The 22730-nt window shown below is 62.8% G+C and carries 22 protein-coding genes and 1 tRNA gene; 11 read left to right on the top strand and 12 right to left on the bottom strand.

Annotated features, from left to right (window positions below; genetic code table 11):
* The 7 genes from AC1DX0_RS07815 to AC1DX0_RS07785 all read left to right on the top strand — a co-directional run.
* A partial coding sequence (locus tag AC1DX0_RS07815; RefSeq protein WP_477354935.1) for an ABC transporter substrate-binding protein occupies positions 1-940 on the top strand: 940 nt, incomplete at its 5' end.
* A gap of 12 nt (positions 941-952) precedes the next feature.
* Entirely contained in the window at positions 953-1732 is a 780-nt protein-coding gene (locus AC1DX0_RS07810) for an ABC transporter ATP-binding protein (RefSeq protein ID WP_477354932.1), read from the top strand.
* Positions 1725-2435 (top strand): ABC transporter ATP-binding protein, encoded by a 711-nt coding sequence (locus AC1DX0_RS07805; RefSeq protein ID WP_477218874.1) that lies wholly within the window; start codon positions 1725-1727, stop codon positions 2433-2435. The genes AC1DX0_RS07810 and AC1DX0_RS07805 overlap by 8 nt, the downstream gene beginning before the upstream one ends.
* 7 nt (positions 2436-2442) lie before the next feature.
* Positions 2443-3330: a branched-chain amino acid ABC transporter permease gene (locus AC1DX0_RS07800; RefSeq protein ID WP_477218873.1), complete on the top strand. Its 888-nt coding sequence runs from the start codon at positions 2443-2445 to the stop codon at positions 3328-3330.
* 22 nt (positions 3331-3352) lie between these two features.
* The gene (locus AC1DX0_RS07795; protein WP_477219110.1) at positions 3353-4324 is read left to right on the top strand and encodes a branched-chain amino acid ABC transporter permease; all 972 of its coding nucleotides are present in this window, start codon (positions 3353-3355) and stop codon (positions 4322-4324) included.
* Between the two features lie 299 nt (positions 4325-4623).
* On the top strand, positions 4624-5463 hold the full coding sequence (locus tag AC1DX0_RS07790; protein ID WP_477354929.1) for a hypothetical protein: 840 nt from the start codon (positions 4624-4626) through the stop codon (positions 5461-5463).
* A 365-nt stretch (positions 5464-5828) separates the two neighbouring features.
* Entirely contained in the window at positions 5829-7766 is a 1938-nt protein-coding gene (locus AC1DX0_RS07785) for a putative bifunctional diguanylate cyclase/phosphodiesterase (RefSeq protein ID WP_477218871.1), read from the top strand.
* A 19-nt stretch (positions 7767-7785) separates the two neighbouring features.
* Here AC1DX0_RS07785 and AC1DX0_RS07780 read toward each other — a convergent pair whose 3' ends face one another.
* The 8 genes from AC1DX0_RS07780 to AC1DX0_RS07745 form a co-directional block, all read right to left on the bottom strand.
* The gene (locus tag AC1DX0_RS07780) at positions 7786-8655 is read right to left on the bottom strand and encodes a class I SAM-dependent methyltransferase (protein WP_477354926.1); all 870 of its coding nucleotides are present in this window, start codon (positions 8653-8655) and stop codon (positions 7786-7788) included.
* Between the two features lie 195 nt (positions 8656-8850).
* On the bottom strand, positions 8851-9831 hold the full coding sequence (locus tag AC1DX0_RS07775) for a 2-dehydropantoate 2-reductase (protein ID WP_477218869.1): 981 nt from the start codon (positions 9829-9831) through the stop codon (positions 8851-8853).
* A gap of 1 nt (position 9832) precedes the next feature.
* Entirely contained in the window at positions 9833-11353 is a 1521-nt protein-coding gene (locus tag AC1DX0_RS07770; protein WP_477218868.1) for an acyl--CoA ligase, read from the bottom strand.
* Positions 11354-11658: 305 nt separating this feature from the next.
* Positions 11659-13245: a gamma-glutamyltransferase gene (ggt, locus tag AC1DX0_RS07765; protein WP_477218867.1), complete on the bottom strand. Its 1587-nt coding sequence runs from the start codon at positions 13243-13245 to the stop codon at positions 11659-11661.
* Positions 13246-13375: 130 nt separating this feature from the next.
* The gene (locus tag AC1DX0_RS07760) at positions 13376-14068 is read right to left on the bottom strand and encodes an ABC transporter permease (RefSeq protein WP_477218866.1); all 693 of its coding nucleotides are present in this window, start codon (positions 14066-14068) and stop codon (positions 13376-13378) included.
* Positions 14065-14778: an ABC transporter permease gene (locus AC1DX0_RS07755; RefSeq protein ID WP_477218865.1), complete on the bottom strand. Its 714-nt coding sequence runs from the start codon at positions 14776-14778 to the stop codon at positions 14065-14067. The genes AC1DX0_RS07760 and AC1DX0_RS07755 overlap by 4 nt, the downstream gene beginning before the upstream one ends.
* Before the next feature lie 74 nt (positions 14779-14852).
* On the bottom strand, positions 14853-15704 hold the full coding sequence (locus tag AC1DX0_RS07750; RefSeq protein WP_477218864.1) for a transporter substrate-binding domain-containing protein: 852 nt from the start codon (positions 15702-15704) through the stop codon (positions 14853-14855).
* A gap of 90 nt (positions 15705-15794) precedes the next feature.
* Complete coding sequence (locus tag AC1DX0_RS07745) at positions 15795-16436, bottom strand: GntR family transcriptional regulator (RefSeq protein WP_477354923.1); 642 nt, start codon at positions 16434-16436, stop codon at positions 15795-15797.
* Positions 16437-16748: 312 nt separating this feature from the next.
* On the opposite strand from AC1DX0_RS07745, the gene AC1DX0_RS07740 reads away from it, so the two are divergent.
* A complete protein-coding gene (locus AC1DX0_RS07740) occupies positions 16749-17393 on the top strand; it encodes a GntR family transcriptional regulator (protein ID WP_477219109.1) in 645 nt (214 codons plus the stop codon).
* Between the two features lie 110 nt (positions 17394-17503).
* Here AC1DX0_RS07740 and AC1DX0_RS07735 read toward each other — a convergent pair whose 3' ends face one another.
* Complete coding sequence (locus AC1DX0_RS07735) at positions 17504-18538, bottom strand: hypothetical protein (RefSeq protein WP_477218862.1); 1035 nt, start codon at positions 18536-18538, stop codon at positions 17504-17506.
* A gap of 81 nt (positions 18539-18619) precedes the next feature.
* Entirely contained in the window at positions 18620-19378 is a 759-nt protein-coding gene (locus AC1DX0_RS07730) for an SDR family NAD(P)-dependent oxidoreductase (protein ID WP_477218861.1), read from the bottom strand.
* A gap of 301 nt (positions 19379-19679) precedes the next feature.
* On the opposite strand from AC1DX0_RS07730, the gene AC1DX0_RS07725 reads away from it, so the two are divergent.
* Positions 19680-20060, top strand: coding sequence for a VOC family protein (locus AC1DX0_RS07725; protein ID WP_477218860.1), 381 nt, complete (start codon positions 19680-19682; stop codon positions 20058-20060).
* Positions 20061-20087: 27 nt separating this feature from the next.
* Here the strand turns inward: AC1DX0_RS07725 and AC1DX0_RS07720 are convergent.
* Positions 20088-20164 (bottom strand) — tRNA-Arg (locus tag AC1DX0_RS07720).
* Positions 20165-20444: 280 nt separating this feature from the next.
* Positions 20445-21932 carry an ATP-binding protein gene (locus tag AC1DX0_RS07715; RefSeq protein ID WP_477218859.1) on the bottom strand — a complete coding sequence of 496 codons (1488 nt, stop codon included), beginning with the start codon at positions 21930-21932 and terminating at the stop codon, positions 20445-20447.
* A gap of 281 nt (positions 21933-22213) precedes the next feature.
* Between AC1DX0_RS07715 and rpmH the strand changes: the two genes are divergently transcribed.
* Together rpmH and rnpA are read left to right on the top strand one after the other, a co-directional pair.
* Entirely contained in the window at positions 22214-22348 is a 135-nt protein-coding gene (gene rpmH / locus AC1DX0_RS07710; protein WP_008833937.1) for a 50S ribosomal protein L34, read from the top strand.
* Between the two features lie 14 nt (positions 22349-22362).
* Positions 22363-22716 carry a ribonuclease P protein component gene (rnpA, locus tag AC1DX0_RS07705; RefSeq protein WP_477354920.1) on the top strand — a complete coding sequence of 118 codons (354 nt, stop codon included), beginning with the start codon at positions 22363-22365 and terminating at the stop codon, positions 22714-22716.
* Positions 22717-22730: the final 14 nt, after the last annotated feature.

Genomic DNA, 22730 nt, shown 5'->3' with positions numbered 1-22730 from the left:
GTACGACACCGAACAGGTCGATGCCATCATGGAGCTGACGACCTCATCGGTCGCGCTCGCCGTTCAGGGGATTTCCAAGGAAAAGAAGAAAATCGATATCGTTACCGGCGCGGCGACCACCGAGCTGACCGGCAAGCAATGTTCGCCCTACGGCTTCCACTGGGCCTACGACACCCATTCGCAGGCGGTGGGAACAGGCGGCTCCCTGGTGCAGCAGGGCGGCGACAGCTGGTTCTTCGTCACCGTCGACTATGCCTTCGGCTATTCGCTCAAGGAGCAGACCTCCAAGTTCGTCGAGAGCCACGGCGGCAAGGTGCTGGGCGAGGTGCGCTATCCCCTGGGGTCGACCGATTATTCATCCTTCCTGCTGCAAGCGCAGTCGTCGGGCGCCAAGGTCGTCGGCTTGGCGAATGCCGGCTTGGACACCTCCAACGCGATCAAGCAGGCGGCGGAATTCGGCATCGTCCAGGGCGGCCAGCGCCTTGCCGCACTTCTGTTCACGCTGGCCGAGGTGCATGGGCTGGGCCTTCAGGCAGCGCAGGGCGTCGTGTTGACCGAGGGCTATTACTGGGATCGCGACGACAAGAGCCGCGAATTCGGACAGCGCTTCTTCAAGCGCACCAACCGCATGCCGAACATGATCCRGGCGGCGACCTATTCGGCGGTGACGCAGTATCTGAAGGCAATCGACAAGGCCGGCACCGACGAAACCGAGGCCGTCGCCAAGCAATTGCATTCAATGCCGGTGGACGACGCCGTTATGACCAACGGCAAGGTGCAGGCGGACGGCAACATGGTCCACGACATGTACCTCTACCAGGTCAAGGCGCCCAGCGAGAGCACCAAGGACTGGGACTACTACAAATATCTCGCCACCATCCCCGGCAACGAGGCCTTCCTGAGCGAGAAGGACAGCGGCTGTCCAACGGCGGCCCAGTGATCGGCGCGGCCCATGGCGCCGCCTGACCAGAACGAGAATGAACCGCGGGTGGTGCTGTCCGCCCGCGGGCTGCGGCGCGATTTTGCCGGCTTCATCGCCGTCAAGAATGTCGATCTCGATGTCCGCCACCGCAACATCCATGCCCTGATCGGGCCCAACGGCGCCGGCAAGACGACTGTTTTCAACCTGCTCACCAAGTTCCTGGCGCCGACCAGCGGCAGGATCGAACTGCTCGGCCACGACATCACCCGCAYCTCACCGGCGAAGGTGGCGYGGATGGGGCTGGTGCGCTCGTTCCAGATATCGGCGATCTTTCCGCATCTCAGCGTGCTCGACAATGTGCGCGTCGCGCTGCAGCGGCCAGCTGGGCTCGGCGTCCAGTTCTGGCGCTCGCTGGCCGTACTTGATCGGCTGACGCCGCGTGCCGTGGAGCTCTTACGCTCCGTCGGCCTCGACGATGCCAGGAACAGGCTGGCCGGCGATCTTTCCTATGGCAGGAAGCGTGTGCTCGAGATCGCCACCACCCTGGCGCTTGATCCGAAAGTGCTGCTCTTGGACGAGCCGATGGCCGGCATGGGGCATAAGGACGTGGCCACGGTTTCCGCCATCATTCGTTCGGTCGCCAGCGACCGCGCTGTTTTAATGGTCGAGCACAATCTGACGGTCGTCGCCGATCTCTGCGACTGGATAACGGTCATGCAGCGCGGCGAGGTGCTTGCGGCCGGCGACTACGCCACGGTCAGCCGCGATGAACGCGTGAAGGTCGCCTATATGGGCACCGCCGATGACTAACCCCGCGCCCCTGCTTGCGGTCCGCGGTCTCAACGCCTGGTATGGCGAGGGCCATGCGCTGCATGGCGTCGATCTCGAAGTGTTTCGCGGCGAGACGGTGACACTGCTCGGCCGCAACGGTGTCGGCAAGACGACGACGCTGCGCGCCATCATGGGGCTGATCCGCAAGCGCACCGGCGAGGTCGTCTTCGATGGCGCGGACCTGATGCGGCTGCCGCTGCACCGCACCGCGCATCAAGGCATCGGCTTCGTGCCGGAGGAGCGCGGCATCTTCGCGACACTGACCGTCGACGAGAATCTGGTCCTGCCGCCGGTCGTTGCCGAGGGCGGCATGAGCGTCGCCGAAATATTCGATCTGTTCCCCAATCTGAAGGAGCGGCGCAACAGCCCCGGCACCAGGCTGTCGGGCGGCGAACAGCAGATGCTGGCGATCGCCCGCATGCTGCGGACCGGCGTGAAGATGCTGCTTCTCGATGAGCCGACCGAGGGCCTGGCTCCCGTCATAGTCCAGCGCATCGGCGAGCTGCTGGTGACGTTGAAGAAGCGTGGCATGACGATCCTGCTGGTCGAGCAGAATTTCCGCTTCGCCAGCCGTGTCGCCGATCGTTTCTACCTGATGGAGCACGGCAAGGTCGTCGCCGGGTTCCCGGTCGGCGAACTGGCTGACCGCATGACGCAGCTCCACGACGTTCTGGGGGTATGAGGACGCCATGACGATGATCTTCGGTATCCCCGTCCAGGCATTGCTCGGCCAGTTGCTGGTCGGCCTGATCAACGGCTCCTTCTATGCCATGCTGAGCCTGGGTCTGGCCGTCATATTCGGCCTGCTGCGCGTCATCAATTTTGCCCATGGCGCCCAGTATATGCTGGGTGCCTTCGTCGGCTATCTCCTGCTCACCTATCTCGGCATCGGCTATTGGCCCGCTCTGATCCTTGTGCCGCTGATCGTCGGCCTCTTCGGCATCGTGGTCGAGCGCCTGGCGCTGTCGCGGCTTTACGACACCGATCCGCTCTACGGCCTGCTCTTCACCTTCGGTCTCGCGCTCGTGCTCGAAGGCCTGTTCCGCTACTATTACGGCGTGTCGGGAAATCCCTACGCCGTGCCGTCGCAGCTTTCGGGCGGCACCAATCTCGGCTTCATGTTCCTGCCCAATTATCGCGGCTGGGTCGTGGTGGCCTCTGCGATCGTCTGCTTCGGAACCTGGGCGCTGATCGAGAAGACCAGGCTCGGCTCCTATCTGCGCGCGGCAACCGAGAATCCCCGTCTCGTCCAGGCCTTCGGCGTCAATGTGCCGTTGCTGCTGACGCTGACCTACGGCCTCGGCTCCGCCCTTGCCGGCCTTGCCGGCATTCTGGCGGCGCCCATCTATCAGGTGAGCCCGCTGATGGGATCGGATCTCATCATCGTCGTCTTCGCGGTCGTCGTGATCGGCGGCATGGGATCGATCCTCGGCGCGATCGTCACCGGCTACATGCTCGGCCTCGCCGAAGGCCTGACCAAGGTCTTCTATCCCGAAGCTTCCAACCTCGTGGTCTTCGTCATCATGGCGATCGTGCTTCTGGTCCGGCCGGCCGGCTTGTTCGGAAGGGAAGCCTGACATGTCGGAAGAGACGTCTGACATGGCAGGGCTGACGCTGCGCGAGACATCAGCCAGAACCTCAGGTTGGCTTGAATGGACGCTGGTCGGGCTCGGTATAGCGGCGCTGCTGGCGGCGCCATTTCTGGTCTATCCGATCTTCCTGATGAAGATGCTGTGCTTCGCGCTGTTCGCCTGCGCGTTCAATCTCCTGCTCGGCTACACCGGCCTGCTGTCGTTCGGCCACGCCACCTTCTTTGGCGGCGCCGCCTACTTCACCGCCCATGCCGTCAAGGTCTGGGGCTGGCCGCCGGAAGCTGGCATCCTGCTCGGCGTGGCGGGCGCCGCCCTGCTCGGCCTTGTCATGGGCTTCTTCGCCATTCGTCGGCAAGGCATCTATTTCGCCATGATCACGCTGGCGCTGTCGCAGATGTTCTTCTTCTTCTGCGTCCAGTCGCCCTTCACGCAAGGCGAGGACGGCATTCAGGGCGTGCCGCGCGGCATGCTGTTCGGCGTCCTCGACCTGAACGTCTCGCTGAACATGTATTATTTCGTGCTGGCGGTGGTCCTCATCGGCGTCTTCGCCATCTGGCGCATCGTCAATTCACCCTTCGGCATGATCCTGCGCTCGATCCGCGAGAACGAGAACCGCGCCATTTCGCTGGGCTATTCCGTCGCCAACTACAAGCTCGGCGCCTTCGTCATGTCGGCGGCGCTGGCCGGGCTGGCAGGCTCCCTCAAGGCGATCGTCTTCCAGTTCGCCACGCTCACCGACGTCACCTGGCAGATGTCGGGCGAGGTGATCCTGATGACGCTGCTCGGCGGCATCGGCACGATGGTCGGACCGATCATCGGCGCGAGCCTCGTCGTCGGACTGGAAAACACGCTCGCCACCTCGGGTTTCCCCGTGACCATCGCCACCGGGCTGATCTTCATGGTCTGCGTGCTGGTCTTCCGACGCGGCATCGTCGGCGAACTTTATGCGCGGGTGCTCGGGCGGGCGGCGAAGGACTGATCAACTCCAGATCGACTGCGTGCGATTGAGGGGATCGCGAGGCAAGTGAGGCAAGGCAGAGTCAAGTTCGAGCCGGCGGTGAAGAAGAACGGAGCCATCGCGCGCAAGGCGTCTGCCGCCGTGGCTATGGACGGGCTCACGGATGCGCAATATGGATGGTGATGAGGCCTGTTGTGGCGCTCACATTTTCGCTGCGTCGCCAAAGGCAGGCGACGTTCGTTGAATGACGCTGCGCAGGGCGGGTTGGCCTTCTGGTCCGACGCCGCCCGCGGAAGTGTCAATATCGGGGGATATGGTCAATGACTGACAACAAGCCGGACGTTACCAAGGATTGGCAAGCGACGCAGGGCCAGAAGTCGTCCGCCACGCGTCTTCGCCTTTTCGCCGCACTCTCGTGGATCGTCGCCATTGGCGGCGAGATCTACGGGATTGTTCTGCTTCGCCAGGGCAAATTCGACCAGGCACACCTGCCCTTGATCATCGGCCTTCTGGTTGGCATCGCGATTTTCGCGATCGCCGGCAACTTGCTGTGGAAGGCGGCCAACCGGCACGACCCGGCCCGCGCATCCGATACGGCCCGGTTCTTCTTCCAGAACCAGCTCGGCGCGATCATCACGCTGATCGCCTTCGTGCCGCTGGTCTTCCTGATCCTCWCCGACAAGAACATGGACCCGMASACCAAGAAGGTTGCCGGCGGCSTCGGYGCYGTGCTGGCCGTGGTCGCCGCGATAACGGGGGTCAGTCTCAAGCCTCCGTCGGTCGAGCAGTACACCCAGGACATGAACGCGTGCGCAGCCCAGATCAAGTCAGGGCAGCCCACCACCGCCTGTTCGCCCGACGTCGCCGCTCAGGCGCAGGCGATCGCCACGGACAGCGCTGCGGTGACGGCCGCGACCCAGGATGCGAGCCATCCCGCCGGCCAGGATGTCGTCTACTGGATCGCGCCCGAAAACGGCGCCGCGAAGTCCACTGAGCCGCATGTTTTCCACCTCTGCGCAGGCGTGAGTCCGCTGAAGGACAAGACCGTGAACAGCGGCTCGGTGACGGAGGCCTACGCACAGAACGCCATCCGCATCACCAAGCAGATCGATATGGAACAGAAGCAGTGCGGGTTTACCGCCAAAGCCAGCACCAACTGAACCCACCCGCGCTCGATCGTCAGCGCCTACAGCATCATGGTGCCAGCAAGCGCCCGGGGTGCCTTGGTCGCTGACGATTGCGGCTAGCGTGGAGCCGGTTGGTGCCGAGATCGGGTTGGAGGAGAGATTGCCCCTCCAGCTTCACCCAGATTTCGCTACAGACGTCTTGAGGTGGGAATGTCGTCTGTCCGCTTCTTGCGGGCGAGCACAAGAAGGGGCGTCACTCCCAGGCAAATCGAGCGATTGCGCCGTAAGCTGCTGAAATCCTTAACGCGATTTTCACCCCGCTAGCCTAGCTACTTGCCCCTATGAGGCACTCTGAGCAGCCTGTTCAAGGGTCCGCCCCTCAGGGGCAGGGTGAAACCGTGGACGCCGGGATTCTCCGGGATCAGCTGGCTGATCTGCGGACCGGGATCTTCATTTCGATGCCTATCGGCACGGTCCTCTCGGCCCTGATCCTGGCCGTGCAGATGCTTTCGGGCGGTGGCCTTGCCGCGGTGCTGTGGTTTGCGGCGGTCAGCACGATCAATGGCGCACGCATTGCCCTTGCTCTCTCCCAATCGGACACAGTCGACAGCAGGCTTAGGCCGGCCGGTGCACGGCTTTCTTCCTATGGGATGCTGGCCCTGGCGTCGGGCATCGCCTGGTCTTTTCTGGCGGTGCTGACCGATGGCTACACCACGCCCCAGGCGCCGATCTATCTGATCGTTCTCGCCGGCGCGTCGGCCGGTTCCGTCACCTACGGAACATCATATGCCCCGTCCTCGATCAGCTTCATGACGCTGCCGCTTTTGATCACCATCGGCTGCCTCTCAGCAAAAGGCGGTGTCGAGAATTATATACTGGCTTTCACAGTCCTGCTTTTTCTCGTTGGAATGATCAGAAGCGCGCTTCTTGGGCAAGCCCGCTTCCGCGGGGCGAGCCGCCTCAAATACGAGGCGAAGGAATTCGCCACCGAGATGGAGCGAAACTCCAGGCGGGATCCGCTGACGAATTTGCTCAACCGGTACGGGCTGGAGCAGGCTATCCGCCAGCTCGGACTTGCCGACGGTCCGTTCGTGGCCATGCTGATCGACCTGGACGGCTTCAAATCCGTCAACGACACCTATGGTCACAATATCGGCGACGACCTGCTGGTCAGGGTTGCACGCAGAATAGAGAACCATGCGCCGCCAGGGGCAACCATTTCGCGCATCGGCGGAGACGAGTTCGTGCTGCTCTTTCCCGCCGGCAAATCCGTGCATTCAACCGGCGAACTTGCATCCTCGATCATCGCGGCCATCGCAAATCCGGATCCGGCGTTGAATTCGGTGCGCGTCGGCGCTTCGATCGGCATCTATGTATCGGAGAGACCACAATTGACGGAGATGCTGCTGCGGGCAGACTTCGCGCTTTATGCGGCCAAGCGCAGTGGCAGGAATGAATACCGTCTCTTCGATGCGGGGCTCGATCACGGGCTCGAACGCAAGCACTGCATTGAGCGCGATCTGCGCGGGGCCATCGAAACAGGCACTCTTTGCTCATGGTTCCAGCCCATGGTGCGACTGGATACGAATGCCGTGGTCGGCTTCGAGGCGCTGCTGCGATGGCGGCACCCGGTTCATGGCCCCATTTCCCCGCCCGAGGTCGTCACCGCTGCGCGTGAAACCGGGCTGCTTTCCCTATTGACGGAAACGGTGTTCCTCAACTGCTGCGCCATGATCGAAGAGCTTGTCAGAAACGGGCGTCAGCGTGTTCGGGTCGCGATGAATCTCTCGCCACGCGAACTCGAAGCAGGCAATGTCGATGAAATGATCCTCGACAGCCTCAAGACGAGGAATGTCCCTGTGGCGATGCTCGAGATAGAGATCACGGAAGAGGCGCCCGTGGATCGCGACAGAGTTGACGAAAAGCTGGAACGCCTGGCGGATGCGGGCCTATCGATTGTGCTGGATGATTTCGGCACCGGTTTTTCGACGCTGGTTTCGCTGAAGGACAGCCGAATCCGCAAGATCAAGATCGACAAGGACTTCGTTCGCGATCTCGCCAAGTCCGTGGAAGATCAGGCCCTGGTCAAGGCAGTCATCGATCTCGGGAGAACGCTGGGAATGGAGGTGGTCGCCGAGGGGGTCGAAACCGACGCCGATCGCCTGATCCTGCGGTCGCTTGATTGCATGATCGCGCAGGGTTTTCTGTTCTCCGCAGCACTTCCCATGCATGATGCGCTGGCCTTCGAGCCAGGCCGCTTCGACAACTCTCTCGCGACCTTCCTTGATCCCGCAGCGGGCTTGCCGCGCAAATCCCAGACCGGCACCGCCGCTTAGCTGCCCGCCAGTTCGTTTCTTATGGCTTTTGGAATTTCAGGATGAAGCGATCGCTCTCGCCTATGGCCGCATACTTTGCGTGATCTTGCGCGCCGAGCTTGAAGGTTGGCGGCAGGGTCCACACACCGCTCGGATAATCCTTCGTGTCTTTCGGGTTGGCATTGACCTCGGAACTGCCGACGAATTTAAAACCAGCCGCCTCCGCAAAGCCGATCGCAACGTCCTGGCGCACATAACCAGACTTGGCGAGCGGATCTTGCGGCTCGTCCGGTTTGCCCCGGTGCTCCTCTACCCCGAGGATGCCGCCAGGCTTCAGCGCTTTGTAGAAGGCGGCGAAAGCGTCCGCGGTCGTGCCCGCACTCATCCAGTTATGGATGTTTCGAAAGGTCAGCACGAAGTCCGCACTAGCCGGCGACGCGATCGCATATTTGTCCGCTGCAAATTCAGTGACGGTGACCTTGTCATAGTCGGCCGGATCGGCGGCAAGCTTGGCCGCCAAGGCGGCATTGTCTTTCTGGACGTCAGCGGAAGGCGAGGCCTTCTCGCCATTTGCCGCGATGTAGTGACCGTTCTGCTTCAGATAGGGGGCCAGAATCTCGGTCCAATATCCACCTGCGCCAGGAAGGATTTCGACGACGATGCTGTCAGGCTTGACGCCAAAGAATGTCAGCACTTCGCCGGGATGGCGATATTTGTCGCGCACGCTGTTGGGCTGTGAGCGCTGAGGCCCGCCGATCAGCTTCTCGATCGCGGGATCGACGCTGTCTGCAAATGCGGTCGAAGCGCAAAAAGCACCGATCGAAACGCCGACAAGAGCGACAAATTTCAAGGCGAGGCGGCGACTTGGAAACATGAAATCATTCTCTTGTGCATCGGCGACCCGCATCATGACACTCCGCCGGTAGGCTGGCGATGCCGGAAATGGCTCAATGATCCTAGGAGGAGCACGAGGTTTCCAAGATCTGCACCTTCCGTGGAACGCCTTGCTCCAGGGCCCAAAAGTGGTCTCTTGCAGGAGATGCCGCCATCGCCCAAAGCCGCTGGCGCACTACCAGGCAGCAGCCTCAAATCTCAGCCCCGCCCATCATCCATAACACCCGCGCTCCACAGCCAGCCGCCGCACCAGCGCCAGCACGGCGTCGATGGTCGGTGTCGGCTTGTCCACCAGCCGGCCAAGTTCCTGCACGGCGCTCACCAGCGCGTCGATCTCCATCGGCCGGCCGCGCTCAAGGTCCTGCAGCATCGAGGTCTTGTGTTCGCCGACATCGCCGGCGCCCTTGATGCGGCGGTCGACTTCTATCGGAAAGCGCACGCCGAGGCTTTCGCCGATCGCTTGCGCTTCCAGCATCATGGCGCGGGCAAGCTGGCGGGTGCCTTCGTCGGCGACGATCGCGGCCAGCGTGGAGCCGGTCAGCGCCGAGATCGGGTTGAAGGAGAGGTTGCCCCACAGCTTTACCCAGATCTCGCTGCGTATGTCTTCGCGCACCGGCGCCTGCAGGCCGGCCTTGACCATCTCCTCGGCCAGGCGCGTCACGCGTTCGCTGCGCGCGCCCGAGGGTTCACCCAGCGAGAAGCGCTTGCCCTCGACATGGCGGATGAGGCCGGGCGCGTCGACTTCGACCGCGGGATAGACGACCGAGCCGATGACGCGTTGCGGCCCGATCCGCTGCCAGATCGCGCCGCCGGGATCGACCGTGCTCAACTTGGTGCCTTCGAGCGGCCCGCCGACGCCATGGAAATACCACCACGGCACGCCGTTCTGCATGGTGACAACCGATGTGTGGTCCCCGAGCAGCGGCGCGATCTGGTCCAGCGCCGGGGTCAGCGAATGGGCCTTCAGCGCCAGCACGACGGTGTCCTGCACGCCGAGTTCCTCGGCCTTCTTGGCGGCCCGGACGGGCGCCACCGTTTCCTGGCCGTCCTCGATCAGGCGCAGGCCGTTGGCCTGGATCGCTTCCAGATGGGCGCCGCGCGCGACGATCGACAGATCGGTGCGGCCGGCGATCGCCAGCTTGGCGGCGAGATAGCCGCCGATCGCGCCGGCGCCGAAAATGGTGATCTTCATGTCAAAGTCCGAGTTTGGCGGCAAGCCCGATGCGCTGCAGCTTGCCCGTCGCACCCTTTGGGATTTCGTCCAGGATCAGCACCTTGCGCGGCACCTTGAAGTCGGCGAGCCGCGTCGCGGCGTAAGTGCGGATATCGTTCTCATTGGCGCTCATGCCTTCGCGCAGCACCACGGCCGCCGCCACCTCCTCGCCGAGCTTGTCATGCGGCATGGCGAAGGTGACGACTTGCGCCACGGCCGGATGGTCCATCAGCACGTCGTCGACCTCGAGCGGCGAGATCTTTTCGCCGCCGCGGTTGATGATCTCCTTGAGCCGGCCGGTGACGCGGAGATAACCGTCCTCGTCGAGCACGCCCTGGTCGCCGGTGTGGAACCAGCCATGCGCGAAAGCCGTGGCATTGGCGTCCAGGTTTTTCTCGTAGCCTGCCGTGACATTGGGTCCGCGAATGACGATCTCGCCGATCTCACCGGCTGTCAGCAGCCGTCCGTCGGGCGCCATCACCGCCACCTCCGGCCCAGCCCCCGCGCCGACGCTGCCCGGCTTGCGCAGGCCCGGCGGCAGCCGGTTCGACGCCATTTGGTGGGCGGCCTCGGTCATCCCGTAGGATTCGATCACCGGACAGCCGAAGGTTGCCTCCAACTCGCCCATCACTTGCGCCGGCAGTGATGCCGAGGACGAGCGGATGAAGCGCAGGCGCGCGGACTCCAGAACCTCCGCATTGCGCGCGGCACGGGGCAGAATCGCCTGATGCATGGTCGGCACCGCCGTGTACCAGCTTGGTTTGGCATCGCCCAGCCACTGGAAGAAGCGCAGCGCGTTGAAGCCCGGCGTGCAGTAGATGCTGCCGCCTGCCGCCAGCGACGACAGCACCGCCGCGATCAGGCCATGGATGTGGAACAGCGGCATGATGTTGAGGCAGCGGTCATCGGCGGTCAGTCCGAGGGTTGCGCCGATATGGGCTGATGAGGCGGCGATGTTGGCATGGCTGAGCGGCACCAGTTTTGGGCGCGATGTCGTGCCCGACGTGTGAAGCAGCAGCGCGATGTCGGCATCCCCCGCCATGTCGGGTGCCGCCTGTGGGCCGATCGCCGCGCCCTCGATGGTGAAGCTGCCGGCAGGCGTATCAGGCGAAACGACAAGCCGCAGCACGCCAATGCCGAGGCGCTCCGCAACGGCCACCGCCGGTCCGGTCTCATTCTCCGCGACAAGGATCGCCTTGGCGCCGATATCGGTCAGGTAAAAATCGAGTTCGTCGGCCCGATACGCTGGATTGAGCGGCGCTGTCGAGGCGGCGGCGGCCACCGCGACGAAGCTTGCCGCCATCTCCGGCCCGTTCGGCAGCACGATCGCCACCCGGTCGCCCCGGCCGATGCCAAGCGCATGCAGCCGTTCAGCGGTGGCCGCGATCAGGCCGCGCAGTGCACCATGGGTGAGGGTCACCCTGTCGGGAGCTAGGATCGCCGGAGCATCATCGGCACCGGCGGCGAGACGATGGGAGAGGTCTTTTGAATTCGTGCTCATGGTCACCGACTATGTTTCAAACGACTGCTTCTAGAAAGGCCCTGGGACGATTCCGACCCCGGACAATTGTCGACGTTGGCGCCCCCCCCTCTCCGTCTCGGCTTCGCCGAGCCACCTCTCCCCCACGCTGTGGGGGCGAGGAACCCAAGCTTTTCAAGGCCGCGGCCTCGGCGGGTGGTTCCTCGCCCCCATGAAATGGGGGAGAGGTGGCCGCGAAGCGGACGGAGAGGGGGCTGGCGCTGCCATATGCGATTGGCCTGCCGTGGGAGTTAAGGGGTGACCGGCAACCTGTTCTCCCGATCACCTCAATATCCCAGCGCCATCCCGTCCTTGCGCGGATCGGAGGCGCCGGTGAGCGTGCCCTTCTCCCAGTCGATCAGCACAACTTGCCCGCCGCCGAGCGGGTGATGCGGTTCGGCGATGCGATGGCCACGACGGCGCAGCCCTTCGAGCGCATCGGCGGGAACGCCGCGTTCGGCCTCCACCGTATCATCATTGTAGAACACTCGTGGCGCATCCAGCGCCTGCTGCGGGTCCATGCCGAAGTCGATCATGTTGGTCAGGAGATGGACATGGCCGAACGGCTGGTAGCCGCCACCCATGACGCCGAACGGCATCACCACGCGGCCGTTCTTCGTCGCCATGCCGGGCATGATCGTGTGCATCGGCCGCTTGCCGGGCGCAATGGCGTTCGGATGCGCCGGATCGAGGCGGAAACTCGAACCGCGGTTCTGCAGCACGATGCCGGTCTTCGGGCCGACGACGCCGCTGCCAAAGGAATAATAGGTCGAGTTGATGAAGGAGACGGCGTTGCGGTCGCGGTCGACGATCGAGATGTAGACTGTGTCGCTGCCCGGCAGGTCCAGGCGCGGCAGATGCGTCATGGCGCGGTCGCGATGGATCTCGGCGCGCAGCCGGTCGGCATAGGCGCTGGACAGAAGCTGCTGCACCGGCACCTGAACATGGTCCTGGTCGCCGACATAGCGGTCGCGGTCCTGGTAGGCCAGGCGTCCGGCCTCGATCTCCAGATGCAGGCGCTCGGCCCCATTGGGGTCGAGCCCGCCAAGCTTGAAGCCCGACAGCACGTTCAGCATCAGCAGCGCCGTCAGCCCCTGATTGTTCGGCGGCATCTGGTGGATGTCGTAGCCGCCATAGGCGGTGCTGACCGGCGCCACATAGTCGCCCTTGGTTGCCGCGAAATCCTCATGCGAATGCAGCCCACCCAATTCTCTGAGCCGGCGCACCATGTCGTCGGCGACAGCGCCTTCGTAGAAGCCGGCGCGACCCTGTTTGGCGATCACCCGCAAAGTGGCGGCGAGTTCCGGTTGCCGGTGGACGTCGCCAGCCTTCGGCGCCTGACCGCCCGGCAGAAAGATGCGCGATGCATGTTCATCGGCCGACAGGTCGGTTTCCGGTTCGGCCCAGTCGAAGGCAACACGGTCATGCACGACATAGCCGTTCTCGGCATAGTGGATGGCCGGCGCCAGCACCTCGGCCAGGCTCTTGCGGCCATGGTCTTCCAGCAGCCGGCTCCAGGCATCGACGGCGCCAGGCACGGTGACCGCATGTGGCCCCTGTTTTGGAAGCTCGCTGAAACCCTTGTCCAGATACCAGTCGACCGTCGCCTTGGCGGGCGCACGGCCGGAGCCATTGAAGGCCAGCACCTTGCCCTGTCCTCCGGGAGAATAGAGCACGAAGCAATCACCACCGATGCCGGTCGACTGCGGCTCGACCACGCCTTGCACGGCGGCGGCGCAGACGGCGGCGTCCATGGCATTACCGCCAGCGCGCAGCATGTCGATGGCGGCAAGGGTAGCAAGCGGGTGCGAGGTCGCGGCAAGCGCTTCTGTGGCACGAACCGGCGAGCGGCCGGGAAACTGGAAATCACGCATTCTGTCTTTGTATCCCTTGGTCTGATGGATGCGACGTTGCCGCCATGGCGTAACACGACACGGCAACGGATCGCTTCGGCTTCTCGACACTGCGCATTTTGCCAATTCTCCTCGTTACGCCAGACGCGTATCAGGCTCGGACCCGATAAGGCGTTAGCCAGGTTTCCAGAGCGTTCAGTGCCGAGATAATCGTGAAATTGATGGTGAGATAGATCGCGCCCGCGGCCACGAAAACCTCTACGGCGCGATAGGTCTGCGAAATAAGCCCCTGGGCGATGCCCGTCACTTCCATCAGGGTGACGATCGATGCAAGCGACGTACCCTTTACCATGAGGATGATCTCGTTGCTGTAGCTCGGTATGGCTTGGCGCAGCGCCAAAGGCAGAACGACGAGGCGCAGGGTCTGGATCCGTTTCAGGCCTAAGGCAGAGGCTGCCTCGACAAGGCCACGCGGCACACCCTGTATCGCACCCCGCAGGATTTCGCTGCCATAGGCTGCGGTATTGAGACTGAGCGCGATGATGGCGCACCAATAGGGCTCGCGAAACAGCCACCAGAGCCCAACTGCCTGAAGTGTGGGGCGGAACTGGCCGAGGCCGTAATAGATGAGGAATATCTGGACGAGCAATGGCGTGCCGCGAAAGACGGCAACGAAGGAGCGTATGGGCCAGACCAGCATCCGATGGTTTCCCTGCTGCGCCAGTGCGAGCAACAGGGCCAAGGCAAAGCCTATTCCGATCGACAACCCCGCAAGTTGCAAGGTTAACGGCAAGCCGGAGAGAAGGGTGGGAATGATCTCTGCAAAAAAGGCGAAGTCGATCATGCGTGGACCATGCCTCGCCACGCCCGTGCCTCGCCGTAGCGGAAGACCGATCCGGTCACGGCAGCGATGAGGAAATACAGCGTCGCGGCTGCTATATAGAAGACGAAGGGCTCCCGCATCGATCCCGCGCCGATCTGAGATTGCCGCATCAATTCCACCAAGCCGATCACGGAGATCAAGGCCGAATCCTTGAGCACAAGCTGCCAGACATTTCCGAGGCTCGGCAGGGCGTGCCGCATCAGTTGAGGCACGATGACGAGACGCAGCAACTGGAACCGGGACAGGCCGAGCGCCTTGCTAGCCTCAAACTGGCCGAGATCGACGGCGAGATACGCTCCGCGATAGACCTCGGCTTGATAGGCGCCCGAAATGATGCCGATCGCGAGGACGCCAGTCGCAAATGTCGGCAGCCCGACGAAGCCTGTGCTGCCGAAGAATTTACCGATCTCAGTCAATGCTATGCTGCCGCCGTAGTAAAGCAGGTAGATCGTCAACAGATCGGGCACACCCCTGAACACCGTGCCATAGCCCTTGGCGACCCATGACGGTAAAGCTCTCGTGGAGAGCCGGCCTCCTGCTGCAACCGCGCCGAAGAGAGTACCGAGCAGGAAGCCGAGGACTGACAGCGCAAATGTCACGCCAGCTGCCAGCAGCAGGGCTCCGCCCCAGCCGCCATTGCCCACGGAAAGGATATGGAGTGTGTCCGTCATGTGGAACCTGATCGTTCAGCGCGGCGCCCGGCCTATCGGTTGGTACCAATCGGCCGGACACAATACACACGTGGCTACTTGACCGGCGTCACGTCCGTTTTCACCCATTTTTCCGAGATGCTCTTAATGGTCCCGTCGGCAATGGCGGCGCTGATCGCGTCGTTCAGCATTTCCTTGAGCTTGACGTCTTCCTTCCTGAGTCCCGCACCCGTTCCGGCACCGAACAAGCCGCCGACAAAGCCCGGACCTGCAACCGTGAAGCCCGAGAATTCGGGTTTTGCGAGCGTCGCGGCGAGCGCTGTCTTCTGAGCGAATATTGCATCGATGCGGCCCGCGGCCAGATCGAGATCGTGCTGCTCGGTCGTCTTGTATTCGCGAATCTCCACCGTGTCGCCGAAGTATTTCTTGACGAATTCGAGCATGGCCGTGGCCGCCTGGACACCGACCACCTTGCCCTTCAGCAGGGGCTTCAACTTGTCGACCGCGGCCTTGGTAGCGGCCTCATCGTCCAGTTTGAATTTCTCGGCCGAAGCGCCGAGCTTCCCCAGATCGCTATCCTTGGCGGCTGCGAACCCGCCCGGGTCGATCGCGTAAGGCTGGGTGAAGTCGATGGTCTCGAGACGTTTCGGCGTGATGAACATGCTGGCCATGATCACATCGAACTTGCCGACCTTCAGCGAAGGAATAAGTCCGTCCCAGTCCTGAGCGATGATGGTGCATTTGATCTTCATCCGCTCGCAAAGATTGTTGGCGAGTTCGATCTCCAGTCCGTCGAGCTTGCCGTCTGCGTTGGTGAAGTTCCACGGAGCGTAGGCGCCCTCCGTGGCGATGGTTATGGCCTTGGGCGCGTCCTCGGCCAATGCGGTGTGCATGAAGCCGAACATGCTGAGTGCGGCCGCAACTGCGGCCAAACGACAAACTTTCATGTGGTTCCCCTTTTTTGATTGGCTGATCGAACTGTTCCTACGTCCGGCCGCATTGCCGGTTCGAGGCCATTCCTGTCCGGCTGGCGTTCGTCACYGGCTCGGACTCACAAACTCGGCCAGCATCGGTGCTGTGCTGAGAATATGATCCTGCATCACCTTTTCCGCGTGAAGTTCGTCGCCTGAACGCAAGGCCGCGATCACGGCGGCATGCTCCTCGCGCGCAGAATGCGGCTTGTCACAGTCGTCGAACCAGATGCGCATGTAGGGCTCTATCACCACATGCAGCGCCGATATCTGGTGGATAAGCTTGGGCCTCCGGCTTAGCGCACAGATACGGCCATGGAATTCCTGGTGGCGGACCACCCAGTCGCTGCTGCCGCTCTGGCCCGCGCGTTCCATGCGCTCGAGCAGGCGATCGAGTTCCTCGAACTCCTCCTCATCGATCCGGGGCATCGCCAGCCTTACGGCCAGTCCCTCCAGAACCGAGCGAATTTCGAAAATCTCGTAAAGCTCATCGACCGTCAGGCCTGCGACCACGCATCCACGATTGGGCCGCAGAACCACCAGCCCGTCGGAGGCCAGGCGCCGAAAGGCTTCCCGCACAGGCATGCGGCTCATGCCGATCTCGGCCGCAATGTCCTCCGGAATAAGCCTGTCGCCCGGTTTGTAGCGGCCGAGGCGAAGGGCTCTATGAACGTGCCTGTACGCCTCTTCCTCAGCAGTGGCGGACATCTGTGGCTCTGCCGGAAAGGCTGCTGGCATGGGGCACCTAAAAGTATTTTTGTATCCACGTATTATAAAATCCGCTTTTTATTTCATCGTCAATACCCCGGTGACGACGTTCAGAAGCCGATACCGGTGCAGTGCACCACCGGCACGATCTATTTCGGGCCGGGCGAGTCTTTGGGATGGTGCCGCCCTGGGCGTGGCAAATCAGACCGGCTACGACCACAAATGGGACGACAACAGGCAACTGGAAACCAATCTGGGGCCAGGGAAACCAAAAATACGCTGCGCGACTCGGTCTATTCCTCGCTCATGGCGATGATCGTGACCGGTCAGATTCCGCCGGGCTCGCGCGTTACCGAGAACGACATTGCGGTCAGGCTGAATGTCAGCCGCACGCCGGTGCGCGAGGCCTTCAACCGCCTCGAGCGCGACGGCCTGGTCACCGGGTGTCCACGCCAGGGCTATGTCGTCACCGAGTTCGACATCAACATGTTCCGCGAGGCCTTCGACATCCGCGAATTGCTCGACGGCCATGCGACCGAACTGGCTGCCACCGCCGCGACCGAGAAGGACAAGGCCCGGCTGCGCGCCATGCTGGCGGAATGCGAGCGGCTGGCTGCCATTCCCGACCGCACCACGCGCGAAAAATTCCAGGAACTGGAAGTCGGCATCGACCTGCACCGCGTCATCGCCGAGATCAGCGGCAATGTGATGCTGCACGGCATGCTGTGCGGCATCCTCGACAAGTGCCAGCACTATGTCTGGACCGAATTGTTGTGGCTCGACGAATGGAAGATAGCCCGCGACGAGCATGCAGAGATCGTCGAGGCGATCTGCGCCGGCGAGGCCGCCCGGGCCGGCGCCCTGGCCCGCGCCCATGTGTGGGGATCACGCGACAATGTGCTGCGCCTGCTGCAGGCGAAGTCGGATTATCAGAGCTTTTTCGCCAAGGCTTCGTGAGCGGGCCGGCCCGATACCAGGAATGTGGTCGCCGCAACCGAAGAGCGCAGCCGACCGGCATCGAAATGATCCGGGCTGCAGCCCAGAGAGCAGTCGGCCTCGATGGATAATTATCCGGTCACGGAAGGACCGAACTCGATCAGGGTGACAGTATCGCCGTTGACGATTGCGAACCGGTTGGTTGCGGGATCGAAGGCCATGGGCGGCGGCTTCGCATCATCGTCAAGGCCCCAGATGATGCTGCTATCCTGAAGGCCTGAGCGCAACTCGGTCCAGGCATGGACGACTTTGCCGGTCGAAAGATCGATCAGCTTTGGATGCCGATAGAGCGAAAGAATGAAGCCTTTGCCGAGCGCCAGGATTGTCCCAGCGGGCTCGTCCAGTTGGAATGCCTGAAGGCAGGTTCGTTGGATCATGTCGTAGACAGCCAGCCCAAGCGGTCGAAGGCGCAACTCGCCGTCATCCTCAACACTATCCTGTTCGTATTCGGCCGAAGCGGCCACCGCGAAGCGGTCATCGTCGAGCCAGCAAACTGAATTCTCTTCAACCAACCCAGAATTCGGCGATAAGGGAAGATCCTGGCCCTTATCGAGGTGACGTGGATCTGCAAGGGCCTGCGCAATATCGAAGGACACCACGAGACTTAGCGGATGCCACACCCAACCGGCACTGAGCAGCCGCTTCCCATGAGGGCTCGCTGCCAGCCGCGAATGGAAAAAATCCGACGGCTTGCGGTCCGCCGATTCGGTGAGCAATCGACCGGTTTCGGCGTCCTCAAAGTCGATGCGGCAATAGTCTCCGGGGCAATGCGCGAGCAGGACGCGACCGTCTGGAGCATTGAACAGGGCGACAGGATACTCGTATGCGTCGGCCTGGTAGAAGCTGCGGCCAAGCTCACGAAGAATCCGTCCATCACGGAGCAGAAGCCCTTTCGTTCCCAGTCGTTCGTAGATCACGGCAAAGCGGCCATCCGGCGATGCCGTCGCGGCGTCGAAACGGTAGCCATACGCTACGGTCGCGGGCCGCTCCCTACCATCGGTTGCGAATGCACGGCCGCCACCGACCCAATCGACGAGTTCATCGCCGCGCCAACAGAGCGAGCGAATGCCGGTTGCGTTAAAGCTGGATTGCGTGAAGAGGCCCATGAGGCATTCGTAGCTCGCATTGAACCGGCACAATAGATCAGCCGCAGGCAAAGGCTGATCCCTTGCCCGCCCGGCGGTCCTTCAGCCCTTGTGCTCCTGGAGGCTGTTGCCGCCGTCGACCACCAGAAGAGCGCCGTTGACATAGCTGGCCCCTTCGGACGCCAGGAACACCACTGCCGCTGCCACTTCATCCGGTCGCCCCGCCCGCGCCGGCGGCGTATGCAGGGCCGCTTCCAGCTCCATCTCGCTCGACGAGCCGGTCGCGATCCAGCCGGGCGCCACGGCGTTGACGGTTATGCCGTGCCTGGCCACTTCCAGCGCCAGCGTGCGCATCAGGCCGACCATGCCGGCCTTGGCGGCGGAATAGGCTGATGTACCCACGAAGGACACCAGCGGCCCGGTGACCGACGCCACATTGACGATGCGCCCATAGACCGCTTCGACCATCGCCGGCAAAAACGCATGGGTGACCAGAAACGCCGTCTTCAGGCTGACCTCGATGCCTTGATCCCAATCGGCCTCGGTCATCGCAACAAATGCCTTGTCGACCGAGGGTGACGCCAGCGAGCCCATGCCGGCATTGTTGACCAATATGTCGACCGCGCCGACCTCAGCCCGCAGCCGCGCGACATCGGCAGCCCTGGTGAGATCGGCGACCACGGCCGTGGCATCGATGCCTTCGGCACGAAGCTCGGCGGCGCGGTCAAGCACGCGTGCGCTGGCGCCGGTGAGGAACACGGCATGGCCATTTTGTCCGAGCTGGCGGGCAATGGAGAAGCCGATGCCGTCGGCGGCTCCGGCGCCGGTGATCAGCGCACGTCTGCTGCTGGGATGGGGCATGGTCGGATCTACTCCAAAGGTTCCGCCCGCTGGATGCGAACGGACAGTATCGGCTGTATCGGCAGAAACTATATACGAGAGGTTTGTCGCCGTACGAGCCCAGGGGCGCGATCCCCGGCAACGGGAATAAGCTAATCATCGTGCCAAGCAGTACCAGCTTCTGGCCTAACGTGTCCGCGCCGAGCGGCATGTCGAAGCCGACGACGATTACCTGGCGTATCGACGCTCCATGGCCCTATTGACGGCAAAGGCTCGGCCAACGCACGATCCCCACTTTCGGTGGCTTTAGGAGACCGTCGTGGTGGCACTGCGCCTCAATCATGTTTCCCTCCGCGTCCGCGATCTGGCAGCCAGCGCGAAGTTCTATCAGGATGCACTCCAACTGCCCGAGATTGCTTGTGCCGCAGGAAAGCCAAACATCCGCTGGTTCGGCCTTGGCGAGGGACAGTCGCTTCACCTGATCGAAGGTGATTTCGGCAAGACCTTCGTGACGATGTCGACGCATTTTTGCATCTCCACCACCGATTTCGCGCAGGCTTTGCAGCATTTAAGAAGCAAAGGTATTCCGTTCGGCAACCTTGCCGGCGAGATCGGCAAGGAGCACGTGAGGGCGGACGGGCAGCGATCCGTCTATCTAAAGGATCCCGATGGCTACTGGATCGAAGTCAATGGCGACTATTAAGAGCGCTGGGAAATCAATCGGATGGAATGGCGCGCCCGAAGAGATTCGAACTCCTGACCCCCAGATTCGTAGTCTGGTGCTCTATCCAGCTGAGCTACGGGCGCGCATCAGGCCATGTTTTCAACGGCCCCGCGATCCGATCCTTGAGGGGTCGGCCGCGAATGTGTGCAGTTCCCTAGCGACTGAATTTGGGAAAAGCAAGCCGATCCGGCAAAAGTTTTGTCGTGAGTGTGTCATCCAGCGGTGACAGCCCCGATCCCATGGCTTTGAAGTTCCCGGCGAGCCGGCCTGATTTCAGGCTGAGAGGGGGAAAGTCTAGTGGAAGGTCATGGAAAGCGTCAGGTCTGAACGGCAAGAGCCCTCAGGAAAACTGCGCTGTGGACCTCACGCCGGGCGGCGCAGGCTGCCGCGGGCTTGGTCGAGCCGCACCGGCTGGTCGGGGATGGTGACAGCGAAAGTGGTGCGCCCCCCAATCGACTCGACCAGTTCCACCGTGCCGCCATGCGCCCGGATCAGCTCATGCGCGATCGCCAGGCCAAGGCCGGTGCCGCCGCTGCGCGCCGAGCCACGGAACGCCGCGAACAGGTTTTCGCGCGCCTTCGGCGGCAGGCCGGGGCCGGTATCGGTGACGGCGATGCGGCTGACGCTGCCCAGGCGCACAGCCGATACCGCAAGCCGCCGCACCACGGCGCTCTCGGTGTCTGCAGCCATCGCCTGCACCGAATTGCGGCACAGATTGGTCAGCACCCGGAACAATTGGTCGGAATCGGCGTCCACCTCGAATCCCGCCTCGACGGCGTTGATGAACTCGATGCCCTCCTCGATGTCGAGCAGACCGTGCACGTCTTCGAGCAGCTGGCGCAGCCGCACCCGGCGGCGCGAAGGCGGCGGCTCCTGCGTGCGGCCATAGTGAAGCACGCCTTCGGAATAAGACACCGCGCGATCCAGTGCGCGCAAAAGCTTCGGTGCGAAGGCTTGCACGGTCGGATCCCTGACCAGGCGCAGGCGATCCGACATCAGCTGTGCCGAAGCCAGGATGTTGCGCATGTCGTGGTTGATCTTCGAGACCGCCAGGCCGAGGTCGGCAAGGTGCTTCTGTTCGGAGAGCATCTTCTGCAGCCGCTCCTGCATCTGCGACAGCTCGCGTTCGGCAACGCCGATCTCGTCGGCGCGGGCGGCGGGATGGATGATACGCCCGGGGTCGTCGGGGGCTTCGGAGAAGGACAGCATCGAGCGCGTCATCGCGCGGATCGGCCCGATCATGATCAGGTCGATCGCGGCATAGACCAGCATCGCCGTGAACAGCGAGATCAGCAGCGAGACGAAGGCGACGTTGCGCGAATAGATGAGCATCGCCTTGCGCAGCGAATAGTCCGGCATGATCAGCTCGAACTCCTTGTCGCTGTCGCCGACCGGCCCGAAAACACGCAGCATCCGGTCGCCGCCGAAGAACAGCGTGTCGAGCGCGCCGGTCATGCCCTTGATCATGCCGACACTGGCCAGATCGATGTGCTCGTCGACCTGCGGCGGCATGTCGGCCACCACCAGAAGCCGCGAGACGCCGCCGTCGCGCACCGCGATCGCCTTGGCGCCGATCGCCATCAGCACGTCATTCTGGGCCGTGCGCGACAGCGAGGTCGACTCGCCCTGCACCAGCACGATCGATACGGCGGCGGCTGTGCTCAGACGCTCCTTGAGCCAGCTCAGCCGATAACTGGCGATCCAGGGCAGGAAGATGAGCACTTCGGCCAAAAGCACGAAAACGATGGTCAGGAGCAGCAGTTTTGTCGACAGACCGCGCGACAATGGCACGCCGCGGACGGCGGCAGGCGCCGTGCCGATCCCTTCCCCCGCTTGGCTGGCTTCGCTCATGCGACTCGATCTTCACAATCACTTGATCAGCCAACATTAGGGGATTACGGCTTTTTTGCCAATTTCATCCTTTGGTCGGAACATTAAATTACTGTCATAAAGCCGGCGTCCACGGCGCGACGACTCCGCATTGACTTCCAAAACCCTTCTTTCTATAAGCCCGCTCACGCTCGGGCCATTCGTCCCGGCGCGGTTTCGATCGCGCCAAAACCGGCCCGGCAAAGCTCCTGTTACAAAGTGACAGAATCAAGAAGGGCCGCAACTCCGCGGTATTAAAACAAATGAAGCGTACCTACCAACCGTCYAAACTCGTCCGCAAACGTCGGCACGGCTTCCGTGCCCGCATGGCCACCAAGGGTGGTCGTGGCGTCGTCGCAGCTCGCCGCAACCGCGGCCGCAAGCGGCTCAGCGCCTAAGCGAGACGAGATCGTTGCCCGCAACCGGCAAGYCAGTGGGRCMAMATCCCAAGCGGCTTCTGAAACGCGCGGAATTYCTGGCCGTCCGYCGTGGTGAAAAGCGACGCGGACGGTTTTTCCTCGTCGAGGTCCTGGACCGCGGCGATGGCGGCGTGCCGCGCGTCGGCTACACCGTCACCAAGAAGGTCGGCAACGCTGTTGTGCGCAACCGCGTCAGGCGGCGGCTGAAAGAAGCCGTCCGCGTCCATGCCGCAGATGACATGGTGCCCGGCAATGATTATGTCATCGTCGGGCGCGATGACGCACTGCGCGCCCCGTTCGGCCAGTTGAAGGCCGAACTCTCCCGCCGACTTCGCGGAACACGATAGGCCAAGGGCTCTCG

Source organism: Mesorhizobium sp. P3_A9 (genome assembly GCF_056402975.1).
The sequence above is the reverse complement of the archived record's forward strand: the minus strand, read 5'-3'. Positions and strand labels throughout refer to the sequence as shown.